This window comes from Tissierella pigra, from assembly GCF_009695605.1.
In the GTDB taxonomy this organism is placed as follows: domain Bacteria; phylum Bacillota; class Clostridia; order Tissierellales; family Tissierellaceae; genus Tissierella; species Tissierella pigra.
This window is the reverse complement of sequence record NZ_VUNQ01000001.1, coordinates 217,733-233,099: the sequence shown is the minus strand read 5'-3', so window position 1 is coordinate 233,099 and position 15,367 is coordinate 217,733. Positions and strand designations below refer to the sequence as shown.

The 15,367-nt window shown below is 29.0% G+C and carries 19 protein-coding genes; 18 read left to right on the top strand and 1 reads right to left on the bottom strand.

All coding sequences use genetic code 11. The features are described from left to right. From FYJ83_RS19595 to pyrR, 13 genes are all read left to right on the top strand, one after another. Positions 1-1,796 (top strand): hypothetical protein (locus FYJ83_RS19595; protein WP_229768446.1); only part of this gene is annotated, 1,796 nt, incomplete at its 5' end. Between the two features lie 291 nt (positions 1,797-2,087). Next, positions 2,088-2,462, top strand: a complete 375-nt coding sequence (locus FYJ83_RS01270) for a hypothetical protein (RefSeq protein ID WP_154438298.1) — start codon at positions 2,088-2,090, stop codon at positions 2,460-2,462. A 23-nt stretch (positions 2,463-2,485) separates the two neighbouring features. Beyond that, the gene (locus FYJ83_RS01265; RefSeq protein ID WP_154438296.1) at positions 2,486-3,769 is read left to right on the top strand and encodes an HlyD family efflux transporter periplasmic adaptor subunit; all 1,284 of its coding nucleotides are present in this window, start codon (positions 2,486-2,488) and stop codon (positions 3,767-3,769) included. Position 3,770: 1 nt separating this feature from the next. Further along, positions 3,771-4,475, top strand: coding sequence for a YggS family pyridoxal phosphate-dependent enzyme (locus FYJ83_RS01260; protein WP_154438294.1), 705 nt, complete (start codon positions 3,771-3,773; stop codon positions 4,473-4,475). Positions 4,476-4,485: 10 nt separating this feature from the next. Further along, positions 4,486-4,926 (top strand): cell division protein SepF, encoded by a 441-nt coding sequence (locus FYJ83_RS01255; protein ID WP_154438292.1) that lies wholly within the window; start codon positions 4,486-4,488, stop codon positions 4,924-4,926. Positions 4,927-4,945: 19 nt separating this feature from the next. After that, positions 4,946-5,212: a YggT family protein gene (locus tag FYJ83_RS01250; RefSeq protein WP_154438290.1), complete on the top strand. Its 267-nt coding sequence runs from the start codon at positions 4,946-4,948 to the stop codon at positions 5,210-5,212. A gap of 10 nt (positions 5,213-5,222) precedes the next feature. After that, complete coding sequence (locus FYJ83_RS01245) at positions 5,223-6,008, top strand: YlmH family RNA-binding protein (protein WP_154438288.1); 786 nt, start codon at positions 5,223-5,225, stop codon at positions 6,006-6,008. A 14-nt stretch (positions 6,009-6,022) separates the two neighbouring features. Further along, a complete protein-coding gene (locus FYJ83_RS01240) occupies positions 6,023-6,556 on the top strand; it encodes a DivIVA domain-containing protein (protein ID WP_154438286.1) in 534 nt (177 codons plus the stop codon). Positions 6,557-6,607: 51 nt separating this feature from the next. Continuing rightward, entirely contained in the window at positions 6,608-7,360 is a 753-nt protein-coding gene (locus tag FYJ83_RS01235) for a bifunctional 3-deoxy-7-phosphoheptulonate synthase/chorismate mutase (protein ID WP_154438284.1), read from the top strand. A gap of 120 nt (positions 7,361-7,480) precedes the next feature. Continuing rightward, on the top strand, positions 7,481-8,116 hold the full coding sequence (locus tag FYJ83_RS01230; RefSeq protein WP_195837878.1) for a TraR/DksA C4-type zinc finger protein: 636 nt from the start codon (positions 7,481-7,483) through the stop codon (positions 8,114-8,116). 113 nt (positions 8,117-8,229) lie between these two features. Then, on the top strand, positions 8,230-8,685 hold the full coding sequence (lspA, locus tag FYJ83_RS01225; protein ID WP_154438280.1) for a signal peptidase II: 456 nt from the start codon (positions 8,230-8,232) through the stop codon (positions 8,683-8,685). Positions 8,686-8,694: 9 nt separating this feature from the next. Then, positions 8,695-9,612 carry an RluA family pseudouridine synthase gene (locus tag FYJ83_RS01220; RefSeq protein ID WP_154438278.1) on the top strand — a complete coding sequence of 306 codons (918 nt, stop codon included), beginning with the start codon at positions 8,695-8,697 and terminating at the stop codon, positions 9,610-9,612. A 7-nt stretch (positions 9,613-9,619) separates the two neighbouring features. Next, positions 9,620-10,153 carry a bifunctional pyr operon transcriptional regulator/uracil phosphoribosyltransferase PyrR gene (pyrR, locus tag FYJ83_RS01215; protein ID WP_154438276.1) on the top strand — a complete coding sequence of 178 codons (534 nt, stop codon included), beginning with the start codon at positions 9,620-9,622 and terminating at the stop codon, positions 10,151-10,153. Between the two features lie 12 nt (positions 10,154-10,165). Here the strand turns inward: pyrR and FYJ83_RS01210 are convergent, their stop codons facing one another. Beyond that, positions 10,166-11,941, bottom strand: coding sequence for an Rqc2 family fibronectin-binding protein (locus FYJ83_RS01210; RefSeq protein WP_154438274.1), 1,776 nt, complete (start codon positions 11,939-11,941; stop codon positions 10,166-10,168). A 178-nt stretch (positions 11,942-12,119) separates the two neighbouring features. Here FYJ83_RS01210 and FYJ83_RS01205 point away from each other — a divergent pair, with 178 nt between their 5' ends. From FYJ83_RS01205 to coaBC, 5 genes are read left to right on the top strand one after another with little or no spacing between them, the layout of a single operon-like run. Continuing rightward, the gene (locus FYJ83_RS01205) at positions 12,120-13,001 is read left to right on the top strand and encodes a YicC/YloC family endoribonuclease (RefSeq protein ID WP_154438272.1); all 882 of its coding nucleotides are present in this window, start codon (positions 12,120-12,122) and stop codon (positions 12,999-13,001) included. A 15-nt stretch (positions 13,002-13,016) separates the two neighbouring features. Next, the gene (gene remA / locus FYJ83_RS01200; RefSeq protein ID WP_154438270.1) at positions 13,017-13,274 is read left to right on the top strand and encodes an extracellular matrix/biofilm regulator RemA; all 258 of its coding nucleotides are present in this window, start codon (positions 13,017-13,019) and stop codon (positions 13,272-13,274) included. Between the two features lie 20 nt (positions 13,275-13,294). Then, positions 13,295-13,909: a guanylate kinase gene (gmk, locus tag FYJ83_RS01195; RefSeq protein WP_154438268.1), complete on the top strand. Its 615-nt coding sequence runs from the start codon at positions 13,295-13,297 to the stop codon at positions 13,907-13,909. A gap of 1 nt (position 13,910) precedes the next feature. Further along, positions 13,911-14,120: a DNA-directed RNA polymerase subunit omega gene (rpoZ, locus tag FYJ83_RS01190; protein ID WP_154438266.1), complete on the top strand. Its 210-nt coding sequence runs from the start codon at positions 13,911-13,913 to the stop codon at positions 14,118-14,120. 10 nt (positions 14,121-14,130) lie between these two features. Beyond that, positions 14,131-15,336 (top strand): bifunctional phosphopantothenoylcysteine decarboxylase/phosphopantothenate--cysteine ligase CoaBC, encoded by a 1,206-nt coding sequence (gene coaBC, locus FYJ83_RS01185; protein ID WP_154438264.1) that lies wholly within the window; start codon positions 14,131-14,133, stop codon positions 15,334-15,336. Positions 15,337-15,367: the final 31 nt, after the last annotated feature.

Sequence of the window (15,367 nt, the reverse complement as noted above, 5' to 3'; positions counted from 1 at the left end):
CAGTAAGATTTACACCAGATCAATTTGGTAAAGTAAAAGGTACAAATATTTACTTCTGGGATACTTCATGGCCAAGTCCGGGAGGAAATAGAATAGGACTTACAATATATGGAATAGATGCAAATGGAAAACCATACAAAGTTGGAGAACCAATATTCCAAGATGTAGTTAGAGGTGAATGGAACTATATAGACCTATCAAGCCTTGGCTTCTCAACAGATAAAGACTTCTATATCTCAACTATCCAAGACGCAGCAGGTACTCAGTGTCCAGGAACAGGTATAGACCAAAATTCACCATATGAAGATAGATCATATATGAATATTGACGGAGAATTTAAACTACTAAGCTCTGAAGATACTCAAGGCGGATTGATGATTAGAGCAAGAATGGAATATGCAATGGATGTTCCGGCAATAACTAATCTAGCTCCAGAAAGCTATACAAATCAAGATTCAGTAAGAGTAGAAGGAAAGGTCACAGCAGATGGTAAGGTAAATGTATATGTAAACGATATAAAAACAACCTCAATAGATTCTGAGAATAGAGAATTTGAAGTAGAAGTACCTCTACCAGAAGAAAGAAATACAATTAAGGTAACAGCTGAATTGAATGGAATAGAAACAGAACCATCAGCATCAGTAGTAGTAATAAAAGATAAATTAGCACCAGTTTTAACAGTAGATGAGCCATTAGACAATGCTAAGATAAAAGAAGAATCAGTTCATGTAATAGGTACTGTAACTGACAATATTGGCTTAGAAAAATTAGAGATAAATGATAAAGAAATATCAGTAGATGAATCTAATAACTTCCATGAAAGATTGATGCTAAATCAAGGTGAAAATATTATTACTGTAAAAGCAACTGATGGAGCAGGAAATGTAACTACAGTTGTAAGAACTGTATTAGTAGAGTTAGAGTCACCAACTATTACAAATATCCAGCCATCAGAAGATATAGAACTTGGAGCAGGGGATGTATTGACAGTTAGCTTCAATGCACCTACAGGAGGGCAAGGATATTTTAGAATAATGGTTCCGTTTGGGTTACAAAGCAATGAAATAGGAATACCAATGACAGAAGAAGAAGGATTATATACTGGAACTTGGACAGTTCCAGAAGAAACAGGAGCAGAAAATTTATTGATTGAAGTAGTATATAGAAATGAATATGGCTATGAAATAACACAAATGGCAAAAGGAAAAGTTAAGATAATAGAAGGTGAAGGACCTGTTGATCCAGAACCAGCAAGAATTACAAATCTCCATCCAACCGAAGATACTGAGCTTAGAAGTAATGAAACCTTAGAAATAAGCTTTAATGCACCATCAGGAGGTAGAGCATATTATAGAATAATGCTTCCATTTGGACCTTCAACTAATAGACTTGGAAATGAAATGACAGAGGTTGAGCCAGGATTATACGAAGCAACATACAAAGCACATGAAGGAGTAGTAGCATCAGACTTGCAAATAGAAGTAATATTTACAGGTGAAGATGGAACTGCATTAACAGAAATAGCAGAAGGAAAGATAACATTAGTAGGAGATATAGAAGATCTTCCAGTTAGTGCAGTTATTATAGGTGATGAGGCTTTTGATACAGATTACCTAAATAATAACGCAAGAGCACAAGCTAAGCTAGTAGAGTGGTATAACTTAAACAATCCAGTTTATATTAAGCTTAACAATAACACTTTTATCACTGAAGATGGTGAAAAAGTATCAGTTGATGTATTGCCAGAATTGCTACAATACTTTGATACAACAGGTATTAAGTTATACGCAAAATAAAATATAGATTTAATAAAATATAAGAAGAATTCTCTAAAAACGGAACAGAAGGCTATTAATAGCCTTCTGTTCCGTTTTTAGAGTGTCTTTAAGAAACAGCTAAATCGCAAATAATATACAAATCCTACAGTTATATGAAAGATATGATAATCTAAACAAATATTATCATAATTGATAAACATTTAAATTTAAAATAAATACTTTAGTATTATAATTCATTTCGTAAAGTAGTTTAAAACAACGTTTAATTATGTTATACTATTAGTATATTTTGAATTCGGAGGTGTTAGCTTGTTAGAATATATTCAGACCATTTTAATTTTACTTTTCATAACTAGTATATTTGGGTATATATTTGTAATTTTAAAAGAAAAAATGTACTTGAAAAATAATATAGTAATTATAGATAAAAAAACAGTAACTCCAGAGCATTTAAAAGAAGCTGATATGAAGGAATTTATATTAGATGGTATAAGAGCAAAGGCAGGAGATGAAGTTAAAGTCATAACAAAAGAAAAGAAAAGATATAATGGAATCCTTTTAGGTGCTAAGAAAAAAGATAAATCTATATTGATGGTTACATATAAAGATGAAATAAAGATATTTAAAATAGATAATATTGAGAAGTTTAAGATACTTAGTAAATATGGGAAATTTTTTAATTAAAAGATGTACAAAGGGTGAATATTATGTCTTATGAGAAGAGAGAAAAAAGTAGGAAGAAACGAAAAGTTTTTCGAATTATAATTATATCCTTTGTTTCTCTATATCTATTGTTTAGATCTGTTCCATCATTACTTGCTAATGGTACAAAAACTGTTCTTCCAGAAAGAGGAGTTTTAATTACTAAATTTTCTGCTGAAGGTTTTTTAATAAAGGATGAAACAGTAACAAAATCTCAAGTTAAAGGACAATTAGAAATGTCAACTAATGAAGGTACTAGATTGGCAGCAGGTTCTGAGGTGGCTTCTGTTAACTCCTTAAATGATACGTCTTCATTAAAAGAAGAGTTAGAACAGGTGGAGGAATCTATTTCAGCTTTAGAAAAGTCTGAAGCTGAAACTAATTTAATAATAAATGAAAAAGAGAAAGTGGGAAATCTAAAGGAATCTTTAGTGAATAAATTACAGACAAATATAATAGAAGGAAACTTCGATGAAGTGTATTTACTAAAGGAGCAATTAGCCCTATATGATGAAAAAGTTAAGGATGTTTCTTTCACCAACACTTTGGCAGGTCAAAGTCTTGAAAATTTGAAGTCAAAAAAAGAGGTTATAAGTAAAGAAATAAATAGTAATCATGTGAAATATTATTCACAATATGGAGGAATTGTATCATATATAATAGACGGATATGAGGAAACATATTTACCTAGAGAATTTGAAAATTATACTTATGATAAATTAAATTCTACTAAGCTTAAAAAAGATGAAGTAAAAACTAATGTAAATGTAGGACAACCTATATATAAAATAATCAACAACTTTGAATGGTATCTAGCTGTAAAAATAGAAGATTTAAAGGAAATAGAAGGTTTTGAAGTAGGGGATAATGTTCAAATTCATATGAAAAAAGACAAGGAAGAGTTAAGAGGAAGAATCGTTGCAATTAATAGCTCAGGAAAAAAGGGAGCAATGGTAGTAAAATTTACTACTATGCTGCATGATTATTATGATATAAGATTCGCAGAAGTGGATATTATTCAAAGTAAAAATGAAGGTTATAGAATACCTACCAAGGCAATAATAAATAAAGATAACATGCAAGGAGTATATATCAAGGATAAAAGTGGCATAGTGAAGTTTAGACCTGTGAATATAATAGGTCAAGACGATAATTATACTTATGTTGATATGGGTGATAACGGTAATATTTTCTTGGAAGGTGAAGAAAAGCCTACAAGAACTATTACATTATTTGATGAAATATTTATAAATACTACTAATATAAAAGAGGGACAAATACTTAACTAAAATGGAGGGGATAAAAATATCTATTCAAGACAATATACAGATTATTGAGGAAAATATTGAAAAAGCCTTAAGAAAATCTGGCAGAGAAGGAGAAAAGGTAGAACTAATAGCTGTAACCAAAACTGTAGATATTAATAGGATAAAAAATGCCCTTGATTATGGAATTATTAATATAGGTGAAAATAGAGTTCAAGAATTAGAACTTAAATATAATTCATTAGGTGATAAAATAAATTACCATATGATAGGACATTTACAGACCAATAAAGTAAAAAATATTATCAATAAAACAAGGTTAGTGCATTCCTTAGATAGATTATCCTTAGCAAAGGAGATAGACAGAAGATCTAAAAATGAAGGAATAGTTACAGAAGTTCTATTACAAGTAAATGTGGCTGAAGAAGAGACAAAGTTTGGACTTAAATTAAACGAAGTATTAAATTTCTTAGAAGATGTTTTAGTTTTTGATAATATTAAAGTTAGAGGTTTAATGACCATAGCTCCTCATGTAAACCATGAGGAAACTTTGAGAAATATTTTCAAAACTTTATACAACTTAAAAGAAGACATAAAAAGTAGAAATTATAAAGAATTATCTATGGATTATTTGTCCATGGGAATGTCAAATGATTATGAGTTAGCTATAGAAGAGGGTTCAAATATGATTAGAGTTGGATCTAATATATTTGGCAAAAGAAATTATTAGGAGGGATACAATGAATACCTTTATGGACAAGATTAAATATTTTATAGGTGTACAGGATTTGGAGGAAGAAGAGAGATATGAGGAAGAATATTCCGATTACGATGATGATTATGATACAGTAGTACCAACAAAAACAAAAAAGTTAAATAATAAAGTAGTAAATATCCATACTAATAGTAATATGAAAATTGTAGTACATGAACCTCTTAGTTATGACGAAGCCCCTAGTATAATAGATGATTTAAAAGCTAGAAAAACAGTTATAGTAAATTTAGAGCAATTGGATAATGGAATTAAGAGACAAATTTTTGATTTTATAAGTGGTGGATTATATGCAATGGAAGGTAATATTCAAAAGGTTACAAAGGATATATTTATCTTTGCCCCTAGCAATGTAGAAATTGACGGATTAAAAGAAGAACTAAAAAATAGGGGACTATTTTCTTGGTAAGAAGGAGTAGATTATATTAATGATACTTTTACACAAGTCCATTACAATATTACTTAATTTAATTGAATTGTTGATTATAGTAAGAATAATATTTTCCTTCTTGAATATTCATGGAGACAATATTATTACTAGGTTTGTTTATGAACTAACAGAGCCAGTTCTTGGTACAGCAAGAGAATTACTTGCCAAAACTGGTATAAATACTGGAATGCTAGATTTCTCACCACTATTGGCTATTCTATTTTTAAGATTGATATATACTATTGCCAGTAGGATTTTGTTATAGGTATATTAATATGAAAATAGATAGGGAAAAATATACTTCGCATATTAAAGATAATGATAAACTTATTGAAATGCGAAGAATAATAGATAAAATTGAAGTGGTACTTAATAATCATTCCTTTGAATCTACAGATTTTCTTGATCCTTATGAAAGATTACTAGCTAAGTCAATTCTTAATAGATTTATGGAAGTAAATTATCTAGAAAATGGTGGAATTATACAGGCTGAAAGACAGATTTTAACCATTTATCCTGATTATTATAGTGAACTAGATGCTCCTCATGATATTAAATATTTACGAATAAATGTAGATACAGAAGGACTATCACATAAAGATTTTTTAGGTTCTATACTTAATCTTGGTATAAAGAGAAGGAAAATAGGGGATATTTTAGTACATGAAGGTTATGGAGATATAATAATCAAACAGGAAATAAGTAATTTTATTTTATTTAATCTAAATAGAATTAAAAATAGAAAAGTAATTGTAGAAGAAAAATCTTTAGATTCTATTTCCTTTATTGAGCCTGAATACAAAGAAATAAATAAAGTAATATCTTCTTATAGACTTGATGCTTACATTAGTTCTAGTTACAATCTATCAAGGCAAGAGAGCATAGATATAATAAAGTCAGGAAATGTAAAAGTTAATTGGGAATCTATAGATAAAGCTTCTAAAGAAATTACAGTTGGGGATATAGTTTCTGTAAGGGGATATGGACGTTCCATATTATATTCTGTTGAGGGGATAAGCAAAAAGGGTAAAATAAAAGCTACTATAAGAATATTAATTTAAATGGAGTGAGGAAAATGATTACACCATTGGATATACAAAGTAAGGAATTTAAGAAAGCTTTAGGTGGATATAATACTCGAGAAGTTGATGCTTATTTAGATGCAATCAATACTGATTATGAGAAGTTATATAGAGAGAACATTGAACTTAAAGATAAGATAGGAATGTTGACTGATCAAATAAGACAATATAACAACCTAGAGGAAACCTTAAAAAGTACTTTAGTTATTGCTCAAAGTACAGCAGATGAAGTGACAAGTGCTGCAAGAAAAAAAGCAGAGTTAATAATAGAAGATGCTGAAATTCAGTCTAAAAATAGAATCAATGCAGCTAGAGATGAAGTGAAAAATATAATGAAGGAATATGATCATCTGAAAAAAGAAATTTTTATATTTAAAAATAGGTATGAAACTTTTATTAAAGCACAGCTTATTTCTTTGGAAGAATTCCATGAGGAATATGAAAGCAAAGGTAGTAATGAAATACTAGAAGAAACAACTATAGACGAAAGTCATGATTTAAATGAAGTAGATGATTTAGGGGCATAGTGGCCTCTTTTTTCTTTGAAAAGATAATTTTTGGTAGTTGGAGGAAGGAAAATGAGTAGAAAGATAGAAGTAAATAGGGATATATATATTGGAGGCAAGTCTTTTAATATTATAGCAGGTCCCTGTGCTGTAGAAAGTTATGAACAAATAGACGAAATAGGTAGATTCTTGCACAAAATAGGAGTAAAAATATTACGTGGTGGTGCTTTTAAGCCTAGAACTAATCCAGATTCTTTTCAGGGATTAGGTTTAGAAGGATTAAAAATGCTTTATGATATGAAACAAAAGTATGGTCTTAGTATAATTTCTGAGATAATGGATCCTCGAGATATAGATTCATCCCATGATTATATTGATATTATTCAAATTGGATCTAGAAATATGCAAAATTTTTCTCTTTTGAAAGAAATGGGAAAAATAGATAAACCAGTAATGTTAAAAAGAGGTATGAGTGCAACTATTAAGGAATGGATAATGGCAGCGGAATATATTAAAATAGGTGGAAATGAAAAGATAATATTATGCGAAAGAGGTATTAGGACTTTTGAGGATTATACAAGAAATACTTTGGATTTAATGAGTGTTCCAATATTAAAAGAAATATCGGATTATCCTGTATTTGTTGATCCCTCCCATGGAACAGGTAGAAAAGAATTAGTTTTACCTGCTTCAAAGGCTGCTAAGACTTTAAATGCAGATGGTATAATTGTAGAGATACATCCTGAACCAGATAAAGCATTATCAGATGGTTTGCAATCTCTTAACTTTAAAGAATTTGAAAAATTATATAAAGAATTAATTTAATGAATTTAAGCAGATTTTAAATAATGTAATTTTATTCTAACTCAAATGCTGAATGTTTATTATTTCCTCTGGTTATATTATTATTCAAGACATAAATTATATTATAAACTGGAGGTAACTATGGATAAAGATAAACTTCATTATTTTGAAAATAGATTACTAGAAGAAAAAGAAAAGCTATTAAAAACATTAGACAATATGAATAATATGGAAGAATATGGTTCAATGGATGTATATTATAGTGAGCTATCTAATTATGATAATCATCCTGCAGACATAGGTACAGAGTTATTTATGATGGAACAAGACAATGGATTTAAAAATAGTACAAAAGATACTCTATATGAAGTAGAAAGGTCTTTTGAGGATATAAAAAATGGTGTTTATGGAATCTGCAAGTCTTGTGGTAAGGAGATTAATGGGGAAAGACTAAACCTTATCCCTTATTTGAAAAGTTGTATAGAATGTGCCAATGATATTGTGATTACGCCAAATAAAGAAGTAGAATATAGACAGTTTGTTCCCATTGATGAAGAGAATAGCACCTCATTCAGCGATACTACTGAGGACATGATCGAGTTTGATAGAGAAGATTCTTATCAAAAAGTGGCTTCTTATAATTATGTTTCAGATGACCCATCATTTCATACCGGAGACCTTTTACTAGTAGATGATGAAGAAGATGGTGATGGAGGAGATGGAGTGGAAGATATAGAAAATATATCTCAAGAATATTATGATGAAACTTTAAAATAAAAATTCTCTGGTATATACTTCCAGAGAATTTTTTAAATTATTGAAACTATTGATATTAATATTCTAATAATATAAAATAGAATGTATATCTAAAAGATTAGGAGTGATAAGTTTTGATATTTATATTTTCCATTATTATTGTTTTACTTGACCAAATAAGTAAATATGCAGCAATTAAATACTTAAAAGACACCTACTCACACGTTATAATACCTAATTTTTTTAGGCTAAGTTATGTTGAAAATTATGGCGCAGCCTTTGGAATTTTACAAAATAAAAAGATATTTTTTGTCATTATAACACTTATAGTAATAGGTTCTATTTCTGTCTTTCTTGTAAGAAACTATCATAAAATCAATCTCTTTACGAGAATAGGATTGGGAATGTTTTTAGGAGGTACTATTGGTAATTTTATAGATAGAGTTAGATTTGGATATGTTGTAGATTTTTTAAGTTTTAGATTATTTAATAGATATGAATTTCCTGTTTTTAATATAGCAGATATTTTTATAGTTATGGGAACTATTATTATTTTAATCTTAGTTTCATTGGATAAATACGAAGTATAGGAGAATAAAATGAATACAGTTGAAATCTATGTTAATGAAGAAGATGAAGAGAGACTTGATTCCTATCTTGCTGAAGAATTAAATGAAGTTTCTAGATCTTATATACAGAAATTGATTAAAGAAAAATTAGTTTCTGTTAATGATAAATATATGAAATCTAGTTATTTAGTTAAAGAAGGAGATTATATAAAAGTAAACCTTCCTAAACCTAAAAAGTTGGAGATAATTGCAGAAGATATACCTATAGATATAGTTTATGAAGATGAAGATATTGTTATTGTCAATAAACCACAGGATATGGTAGTTCATCCTGCACCGGGAAATTACACAGGAACTTTAGTAAACGCATTGTTATATCACATTGGCAATCTGTCTTCCATAAATGGCATTATTAGACCTGGTATAGTACATAGACTAGATAAAGATACGTCTGGAATATTGATTATAGCTAAAAATGATAAGGCACATAGGATCTTGTCAGAAGAACTGAAAAAAAGAAATGTAAAAAGAACGTATATTACTTTAGTTCATGGTACATGGTTAAATGATGAAGGTACTATAAACGCTCCCATAGGAAGACATACAAATGATAGAAAGAAAATGACTGTTACACAAAAGAATAGTAAAGAAGCTATAACTCATTATAAAGTTTTGGATAGGTATAATAACTATACACTTTTAGAAGTAAACTTAGAAACAGGAAGAACCCATCAAATAAGAGTACATATGGCTTATATCAACCATCCAGTTGTTGGTGATCCAGTATATTCTAAGGGGAAAAATGAATTTGGATTACAAAGGCAAATGTTACATGCCTATAAATTAGGGTTGATTCATCCTAGTACAGAAGAATATATAGAATTTCAAACAGATTTACCAGAATATTTTAAGGAAATTTTAAATGGTTTAGATAATAAAAGGAAGTAGGGATTAAATGGATATTAAAGCAATAATCTTAGATGAAAAGGCTATACAAAGGGCAACAACAAGAATAGCTAACGAAATAATTGAAAGAAATAAAGGAATAAAAGATATTATCTTAGTAGGAATTAAAACTAGAGGATGTCCTTTCGCAGAAAGATTATCAAAAAAAATTGAAGAAATCGAAGGGGAAGCTGTTCCAGTATTTTCCCTTGATATAACATTATATAGAGATGATTTAACTGAAGTTAGAGAACACCCCATTATAAATGAAAAATTTAACCAAGATATTAATGATAAGACTGTTATTTTAGTAGATGATGTTATATATACTGGTAGAACAGTTAGAGCCGCTTTAAATGCCTTAGTAGAAAAAGGAAGACCTTCTAGAGTGCAATTAGCCGTATTAATAGATAGAGGTCATAGAGAACTTCCTATTAGACCAGACTATGTAGGTAAAAATCTTCCCACATCAAGGTCTGAAAATGTAAAAGTAAATTTTAAAGAAATAGATCAAGTAGATAAAGTATTTATAATTGAGAAATAAAAGGTAGAAAGTTTAACTTTCTACCTTTTTTATGTTGTCTACCAAGTTTTTAGAAGGATTGATAATTAAAGTTTTAAAGTTTTCATAAATTACCATTCCAGCCTTAGCGTTTTTAGGCTTTTTTACATTTTTTCTTTCAGTATAATCCACTGGAACATGATTAGAATTCTTTCCTTTACTAAAATATGCAGCTAGTATTCCAGCTTCTTCAAGTGTTGTTTCTGGAATATCCTGTCCACTTTTCTCTATGATGACATGACTACCTGGCATTTTTTGTACATGAAGCCATATATCATCCCTATTAGATAAACGTAAAGTAAGATAATCATTTTGCTTATTATTTTTTCCAACATAAATATTAAAACCATCTTGAGAAATATAATGAAGTGGCTTAGATAGGAGTTCATCTTTTTTCTTTTTCTTCTTTAATGACCCTTTAATATAGCCTTCACTAATTAATTCTTCTTTGATTTCATCTAGTTCTTGAACTTCTGTTGAATTTTCAATACTCATAAGAACATTTTCTAAATATCTTATTTCATTCTCAGTTTCAGGTATTTGTTCTTCTAATAATAAATGAGCATTTTTAAGTTTTGAATATTTTTTATAGTATTTTTGAGCATTGGCTACTGGAGATAGTTTAATATCTATAGGAATATTTAATTTATTCATATTCTCATCATAAAAGTTATCCAATTCCACATTATTTACTCCCCTAGGAATATTATGAAGATTTGCAGATATTAAGTCTCCATATACTTTATATTTTTCTCTATCTTGACTTTCCAGTAATTCTTCTTTTTGTTTTCCAAGTTTGTTTAAAGCCCTATCTAATTTTACTTGTATAGATTTTCTTATGGATTGTGATTTTTGCCCTATTCTATCTAGAATATCTTTTCTATGATAAAAGTTATCTAATAGTTTAGACACAGAATCTGTATAGACTCTGTTTTCCTTTCCAAATTGATTTAGTTCCAAAGCATGAAAGGCAATAATTTCTGTACCATTGTTAGATAAAATCGAAATAGGAGTAAATTCATTGTTTTTTATTTTCATAACTAATTTGTTAAATGAATTATATAAAGCATTTTTATCTTCTTCGTATAAGCTGCCAACAGTTCTATCTATGTCCAATACAGCATCAAAACAAATTTCTCTACTAATTAAAGGACTTAGTCCTAAATAGTTTAGATACAGAAATTTAAAACATGGTAAATTTTTATCCGATGACTCCATGAGATTAAAAAATGTTTCCTGTGTACCAATCAATGGGTTAACTTTATTTTGAACTGGGGGATATTCGTAGATTATACCAGGAAGGATTTGCCTTACTCTACTCATATCTTCATAGACTCTTTTAACAGAATCTATTATTTTAGATGAAGATTTATCTATTAATATAATATTACTGTGCTTTCCCATTATTTCAACTATCAGCCTTTTTTCAGTAGGCTGACCTAATTCATCTATGGCAGATATATCTATAAAAATAACTCTATCAAAACTAAACTGCTCAACATTTAAGATAATTCCTCCAATAAGATGTTTTCTAAGAAGCATACAAAAAACTGGTGGAGAAGAAGGATTAGTTTTAGAATGATTAGTTAGATATGCTCTTGGATTATTGCTGCTGGCAGATAGGATTAATTTATAGTTAGTGCCCTTACTATGAAGATGAATTAAGATTTCATCATTTTCTTGTTGATAAATTTTATCTACTCTGCCACCAATTAATTTTTCTTTCAACTCTTCGACAACTGATTTTGTTACTATACCATCAAATGACATATAAATTCCTCCAATAAAATATAACTATTAAAAGTATACCACTATATTTGAAAATAATAAACTAAAAGGAAATTTAAATAAAATATTAATAATTTGTAACATATAGTAGATTTACATTAATATAAGCTATATAATATTTTTCAAGTAGAAAGGACAAAATGAAAGAGAGGTGTCAATTATGGTTAAGAGTATGACTGGTTTTGGTAGGGGAGAATTTAATAATGAGCTGTATAACCTAAAAGTAGAAATAAAAGCTGTTAATCATAGATATAATGATATTATAATAAAAATGCCAAGACATATTTCCTATCTTGAAGAAAAAATAAAGAAAATCATAAAGTCAGAAATTCATAGGGGAAAAATAGATGTATATATTAACTTAGAGTATATAAATGAATCTGCAATAGAAATCAAAGTAGATGTTCCTTTGGCAAGAACTTATAAATCTGCTTTAGAGGAATTATCAACAGAATTAAATTTAACTGAAAATGTTAGATTATATAACTTGCTGGGATTATCCGATATAATTAAAACTGAGAGAAAAGAACTAGATGAAGATACGATATGGTTTTCCTTAAAAGAAGCTTTAAATATAGCACTTAATGATATTATGAGCATGAAGTCCGCAGAAGGAGAAGAACTAAAGGAAGATATATCATTAAAACTTCTTGCCATTCAAAATCTAGTATTAGATATTGAAGAAAGGTCTCCATTAGTAGTATTAGAATATAAAGATAAATTAAGAGAGAGAATTAGAGAATTATTAGATAAAGATATAAGTATAGATGAGGATAGGATTACTTCAGAGGTAGTTATGTTTGCAGATAAATGTAATATCAATGAAGAAATTGTTAGACTTAAATCTCATATAAAACAATTTGTTTCTATATTAAATGAAAGTAGTTCCATAGGTAAAAAGTTAGATTTCTTAATTCAAGAAATGAATAGAGAAATAAATACAATTGGTTCAAAGGCAAATGATGTATTAATTTCTCAAAGAGTAGTAGAAGCAAAGGCAGAGTTGGAGAAAATAAGAGAACAAGTCCAAAATGTTGAATAGTTAAGGAGGAAAATTATGTCAATAAAACTAATTAACATTGGTTTTGGAAATATTGTTTCAGCCAATAGAATAATTTCTGTAGTAAGTTCAGAATCAGCACCTATTAAAAGACTTATTCAAGAAGCAAGGGAGAAAGGATTACTAATAGATGCTACTTATGGTAGGAGAACTAGAGCAGTTATAATTACAGATAGTCAACATGTAATACTGACTCCAGTTCAACCAGAAACCGTGGCAAATAGATTCCACGATAAAGGAGAAAATATAGATTAATATGGAGAGATGGTGAAGAAATGGCAAAAGGTTTTTTATTAATTATTTCAGGTCCTGCTGGAACTGGAAAAGGAACAGTATGTAAATCACTTTTAGAAAGAAACAATGACATTATATATTCTATTTCAGCAACTACAAGAAAACCTAGAACTGGAGAGGCAAATGGGATAAACTATTTCTTTATAGAAGATGAAGAATTTAAAGAAAAAATATCTAAGGATGAATTTTTAGAATATGCTTATGTTCATACCAATTATTATGGAACACCTAAAGAGTTTGTTATGGATGAAGTAAAAAAAGGTGAAATAGTTTTATTGGAAATCGATGTGCAAGGTGCATTACAAATCAAGAAAAATTATTCTGAAGCAGTTTTTGTATTTTTATTACCTCCGACTATGGAAGAATTAAAAAATAGAATAGTTAAAAGAGGGACAGAAACTACAGAAGATATAAACAGAAGATTTGAAAATGCCTTTAAAGAATTAGATTTCGTAGGAGAATATGATTACTTTGTAGTAAATGAAAAAATAGAAGATGCAGTATCTGACATAGAATCAATAATAAGAGCTGAAAGATTAAGGGTAAAGAGACATTCAGATATTAAAGAAAAAGTTATTTCAAAGGGAGGTAAATAAAATGTTAAACCCATCTTTTAATGAATTGGCAGAAAGAGGAGATAGTAGATATACTTTAGTTATACTAACTGCTAAAAGAGCAAGACAAATTATTGATGGTGCTGAACCATTAATTGAAGGAACATCTAAAAAACCTGTTAGTATAGCCCTAGGTGAAGTTATAGAAGGAAAGATAACCTATACCAGACCAGCCATTAGTAGTATAAAATAGGAGGCATATTATGCTTAAAGGTAAAAATATTGTTTTAGGTGTTACAGGTGGAATTGCAGTATATAAAGCTTGTGAAGTTGTTAGTAGATTAAAAAAGCTTAATGCCAATGTAGATGTAATCATGACAGAAGGAGCAGAAGAATTTGTTACACCTCTAACTTTTCAAACTATGTCAAAAAATGTGGTTCATAGAAAGATGTTTAATGAAATTACAAGTTATGATGTAGAACATATATCCTTGGCACAAAAAGCAGATATTATTTTAATTGCTCCTGCTACTGCAAATACCATAGGTAAAATAGCCAATGGAATAGCAGACAATTTATTGACTACAGTTGTGATGGCATCAACAGCTAAGGTAATATTTGCCCCTGCAATGAATACCTTTATGTATCGTAACCCCATAGTAAAGTCTAATATAGATAAATTAAAAAACTTAGGATATGAGTTTATTAGTCCAGGAACAGGATTACTTGCTTGCGGAGATTATGGAGAAGGAAAAATGCCAGAACCATCTGATATTATAGAGTATGTATTGAATAGTTTTATAGAAAAGGATTTAGTAGGAAAGAAAATAGTAATAACTGCTGGTCCTACTATAGAACCTTTAGACCCAGTTAGATATATGACTAATCATTCCAGTGGTAAAATGGGATATAATATAGCAAAAGAGGCTGTTGAAAGAGGTGCTGAAGTAATACTAGTCAGTGGTCCTACATCTCTTGTACCACCTAAAGGAGTAAATCTTATTAATATAAAAACCACTGAAGATATGTTAAATGCTATTGATGCTCGTTTTGATACCTGTAATGTGTTGATTAAAGCTGCTGCACCAGCAGATTATAGGCCAGAGACAGTCAGTGAAGAAAAAATAAAGAAAAAAGACAATGATAATGAGTTGATTATAAAATATATAAAAAATCCAGATATAGTAGCTCACTTTGGCAATAAAAAGGAAGATCAAATTATAGTTGGATTTGCAGCTGAAACCAATAATATATATGAACATGCAGTAGAAAAAATAAAGAAAAAGAACTTGGATTTTATAGTTGCTAATGATGTGACAAAAGAAGGTGCAGGATTTAATGTAGATACTAATATTGTATCTATAATAGATAAGGAAGGTATAAAAACAGATTACCCTATAATGGATAAAAGACAAGTTGCAAAACTTATATTAGATAAGGTAAAATCTATATTAGAATATAAAAGCTAGATAATATAATCTAGCTTTTGATTTTCATCTA

Excerpts from the sequence above, each read along its gene's own strand:
- FYJ83_RS01210 (WP_154438274.1), bottom strand. The coding sequence starts at position 11,941 with ATGTCATTTGATGGTATAGTAACAAAATCAGTTGTCGAAGAGTTGAAA.
- FYJ83_RS01235 (WP_154438284.1), top strand. The coding sequence starts at position 6,608 with ATGAGTAGAAAGATAGAAGTAAATAGGGATATATATATTGGAGGCAAG.
- gmk (WP_154438268.1), top strand. The coding sequence starts at position 13,295 with ATGGCAAAAGGTTTTTTATTAATTATTTCAGGTCCTGCTGGAACTGGA.
- pyrR (WP_154438276.1), top strand. The coding sequence starts at position 9,620 with ATGGATATTAAAGCAATAATCTTAGATGAAAAGGCTATACAAAGGGCA.
- FYJ83_RS01240 (WP_154438286.1), top strand. The coding sequence starts at position 6,023 with ATGATTACACCATTGGATATACAAAGTAAGGAATTTAAGAAAGCTTTA.
- FYJ83_RS01220 (WP_154438278.1), top strand. The coding sequence starts at position 8,695 with ATGAATACAGTTGAAATCTATGTTAATGAAGAAGATGAAGAGAGACTT.
- FYJ83_RS01260 (WP_154438294.1), top strand. The coding sequence starts at position 3,771 with ATGGAGGGGATAAAAATATCTATTCAAGACAATATACAGATTATTGAG.
- FYJ83_RS01245 (WP_154438288.1), top strand. The coding sequence starts at position 5,223 with ATGAAAATAGATAGGGAAAAATATACTTCGCATATTAAAGATAATGAT.
- FYJ83_RS01230 (WP_195837878.1), top strand. The coding sequence starts at position 7,481 with ATGGATAAAGATAAACTTCATTATTTTGAAAATAGATTACTAGAAGAA.
- coaBC (WP_154438264.1), top strand. The coding sequence starts at position 14,131 with ATGCTTAAAGGTAAAAATATTGTTTTAGGTGTTACAGGTGGAATTGCA.
- FYJ83_RS01205 (WP_154438272.1), top strand. The coding sequence starts at position 12,120 with ATGGTTAAGAGTATGACTGGTTTTGGTAGGGGAGAATTTAATAATGAG.
- FYJ83_RS01250 (WP_154438290.1), top strand. The coding sequence starts at position 4,946 with ATGATACTTTTACACAAGTCCATTACAATATTACTTAATTTAATTGAA.
- rpoZ (WP_154438266.1), top strand. The coding sequence starts at position 13,911 with ATGTTAAACCCATCTTTTAATGAATTGGCAGAAAGAGGAGATAGTAGA.
- remA (WP_154438270.1), top strand. The coding sequence starts at position 13,017 with ATGTCAATAAAACTAATTAACATTGGTTTTGGAAATATTGTTTCAGCC.
- FYJ83_RS01255 (WP_154438292.1), top strand. The coding sequence starts at position 4,486 with ATGAATACCTTTATGGACAAGATTAAATATTTTATAGGTGTACAGGAT.
- FYJ83_RS01265 (WP_154438296.1), top strand. The coding sequence starts at position 2,486 with ATGTCTTATGAGAAGAGAGAAAAAAGTAGGAAGAAACGAAAAGTTTTT.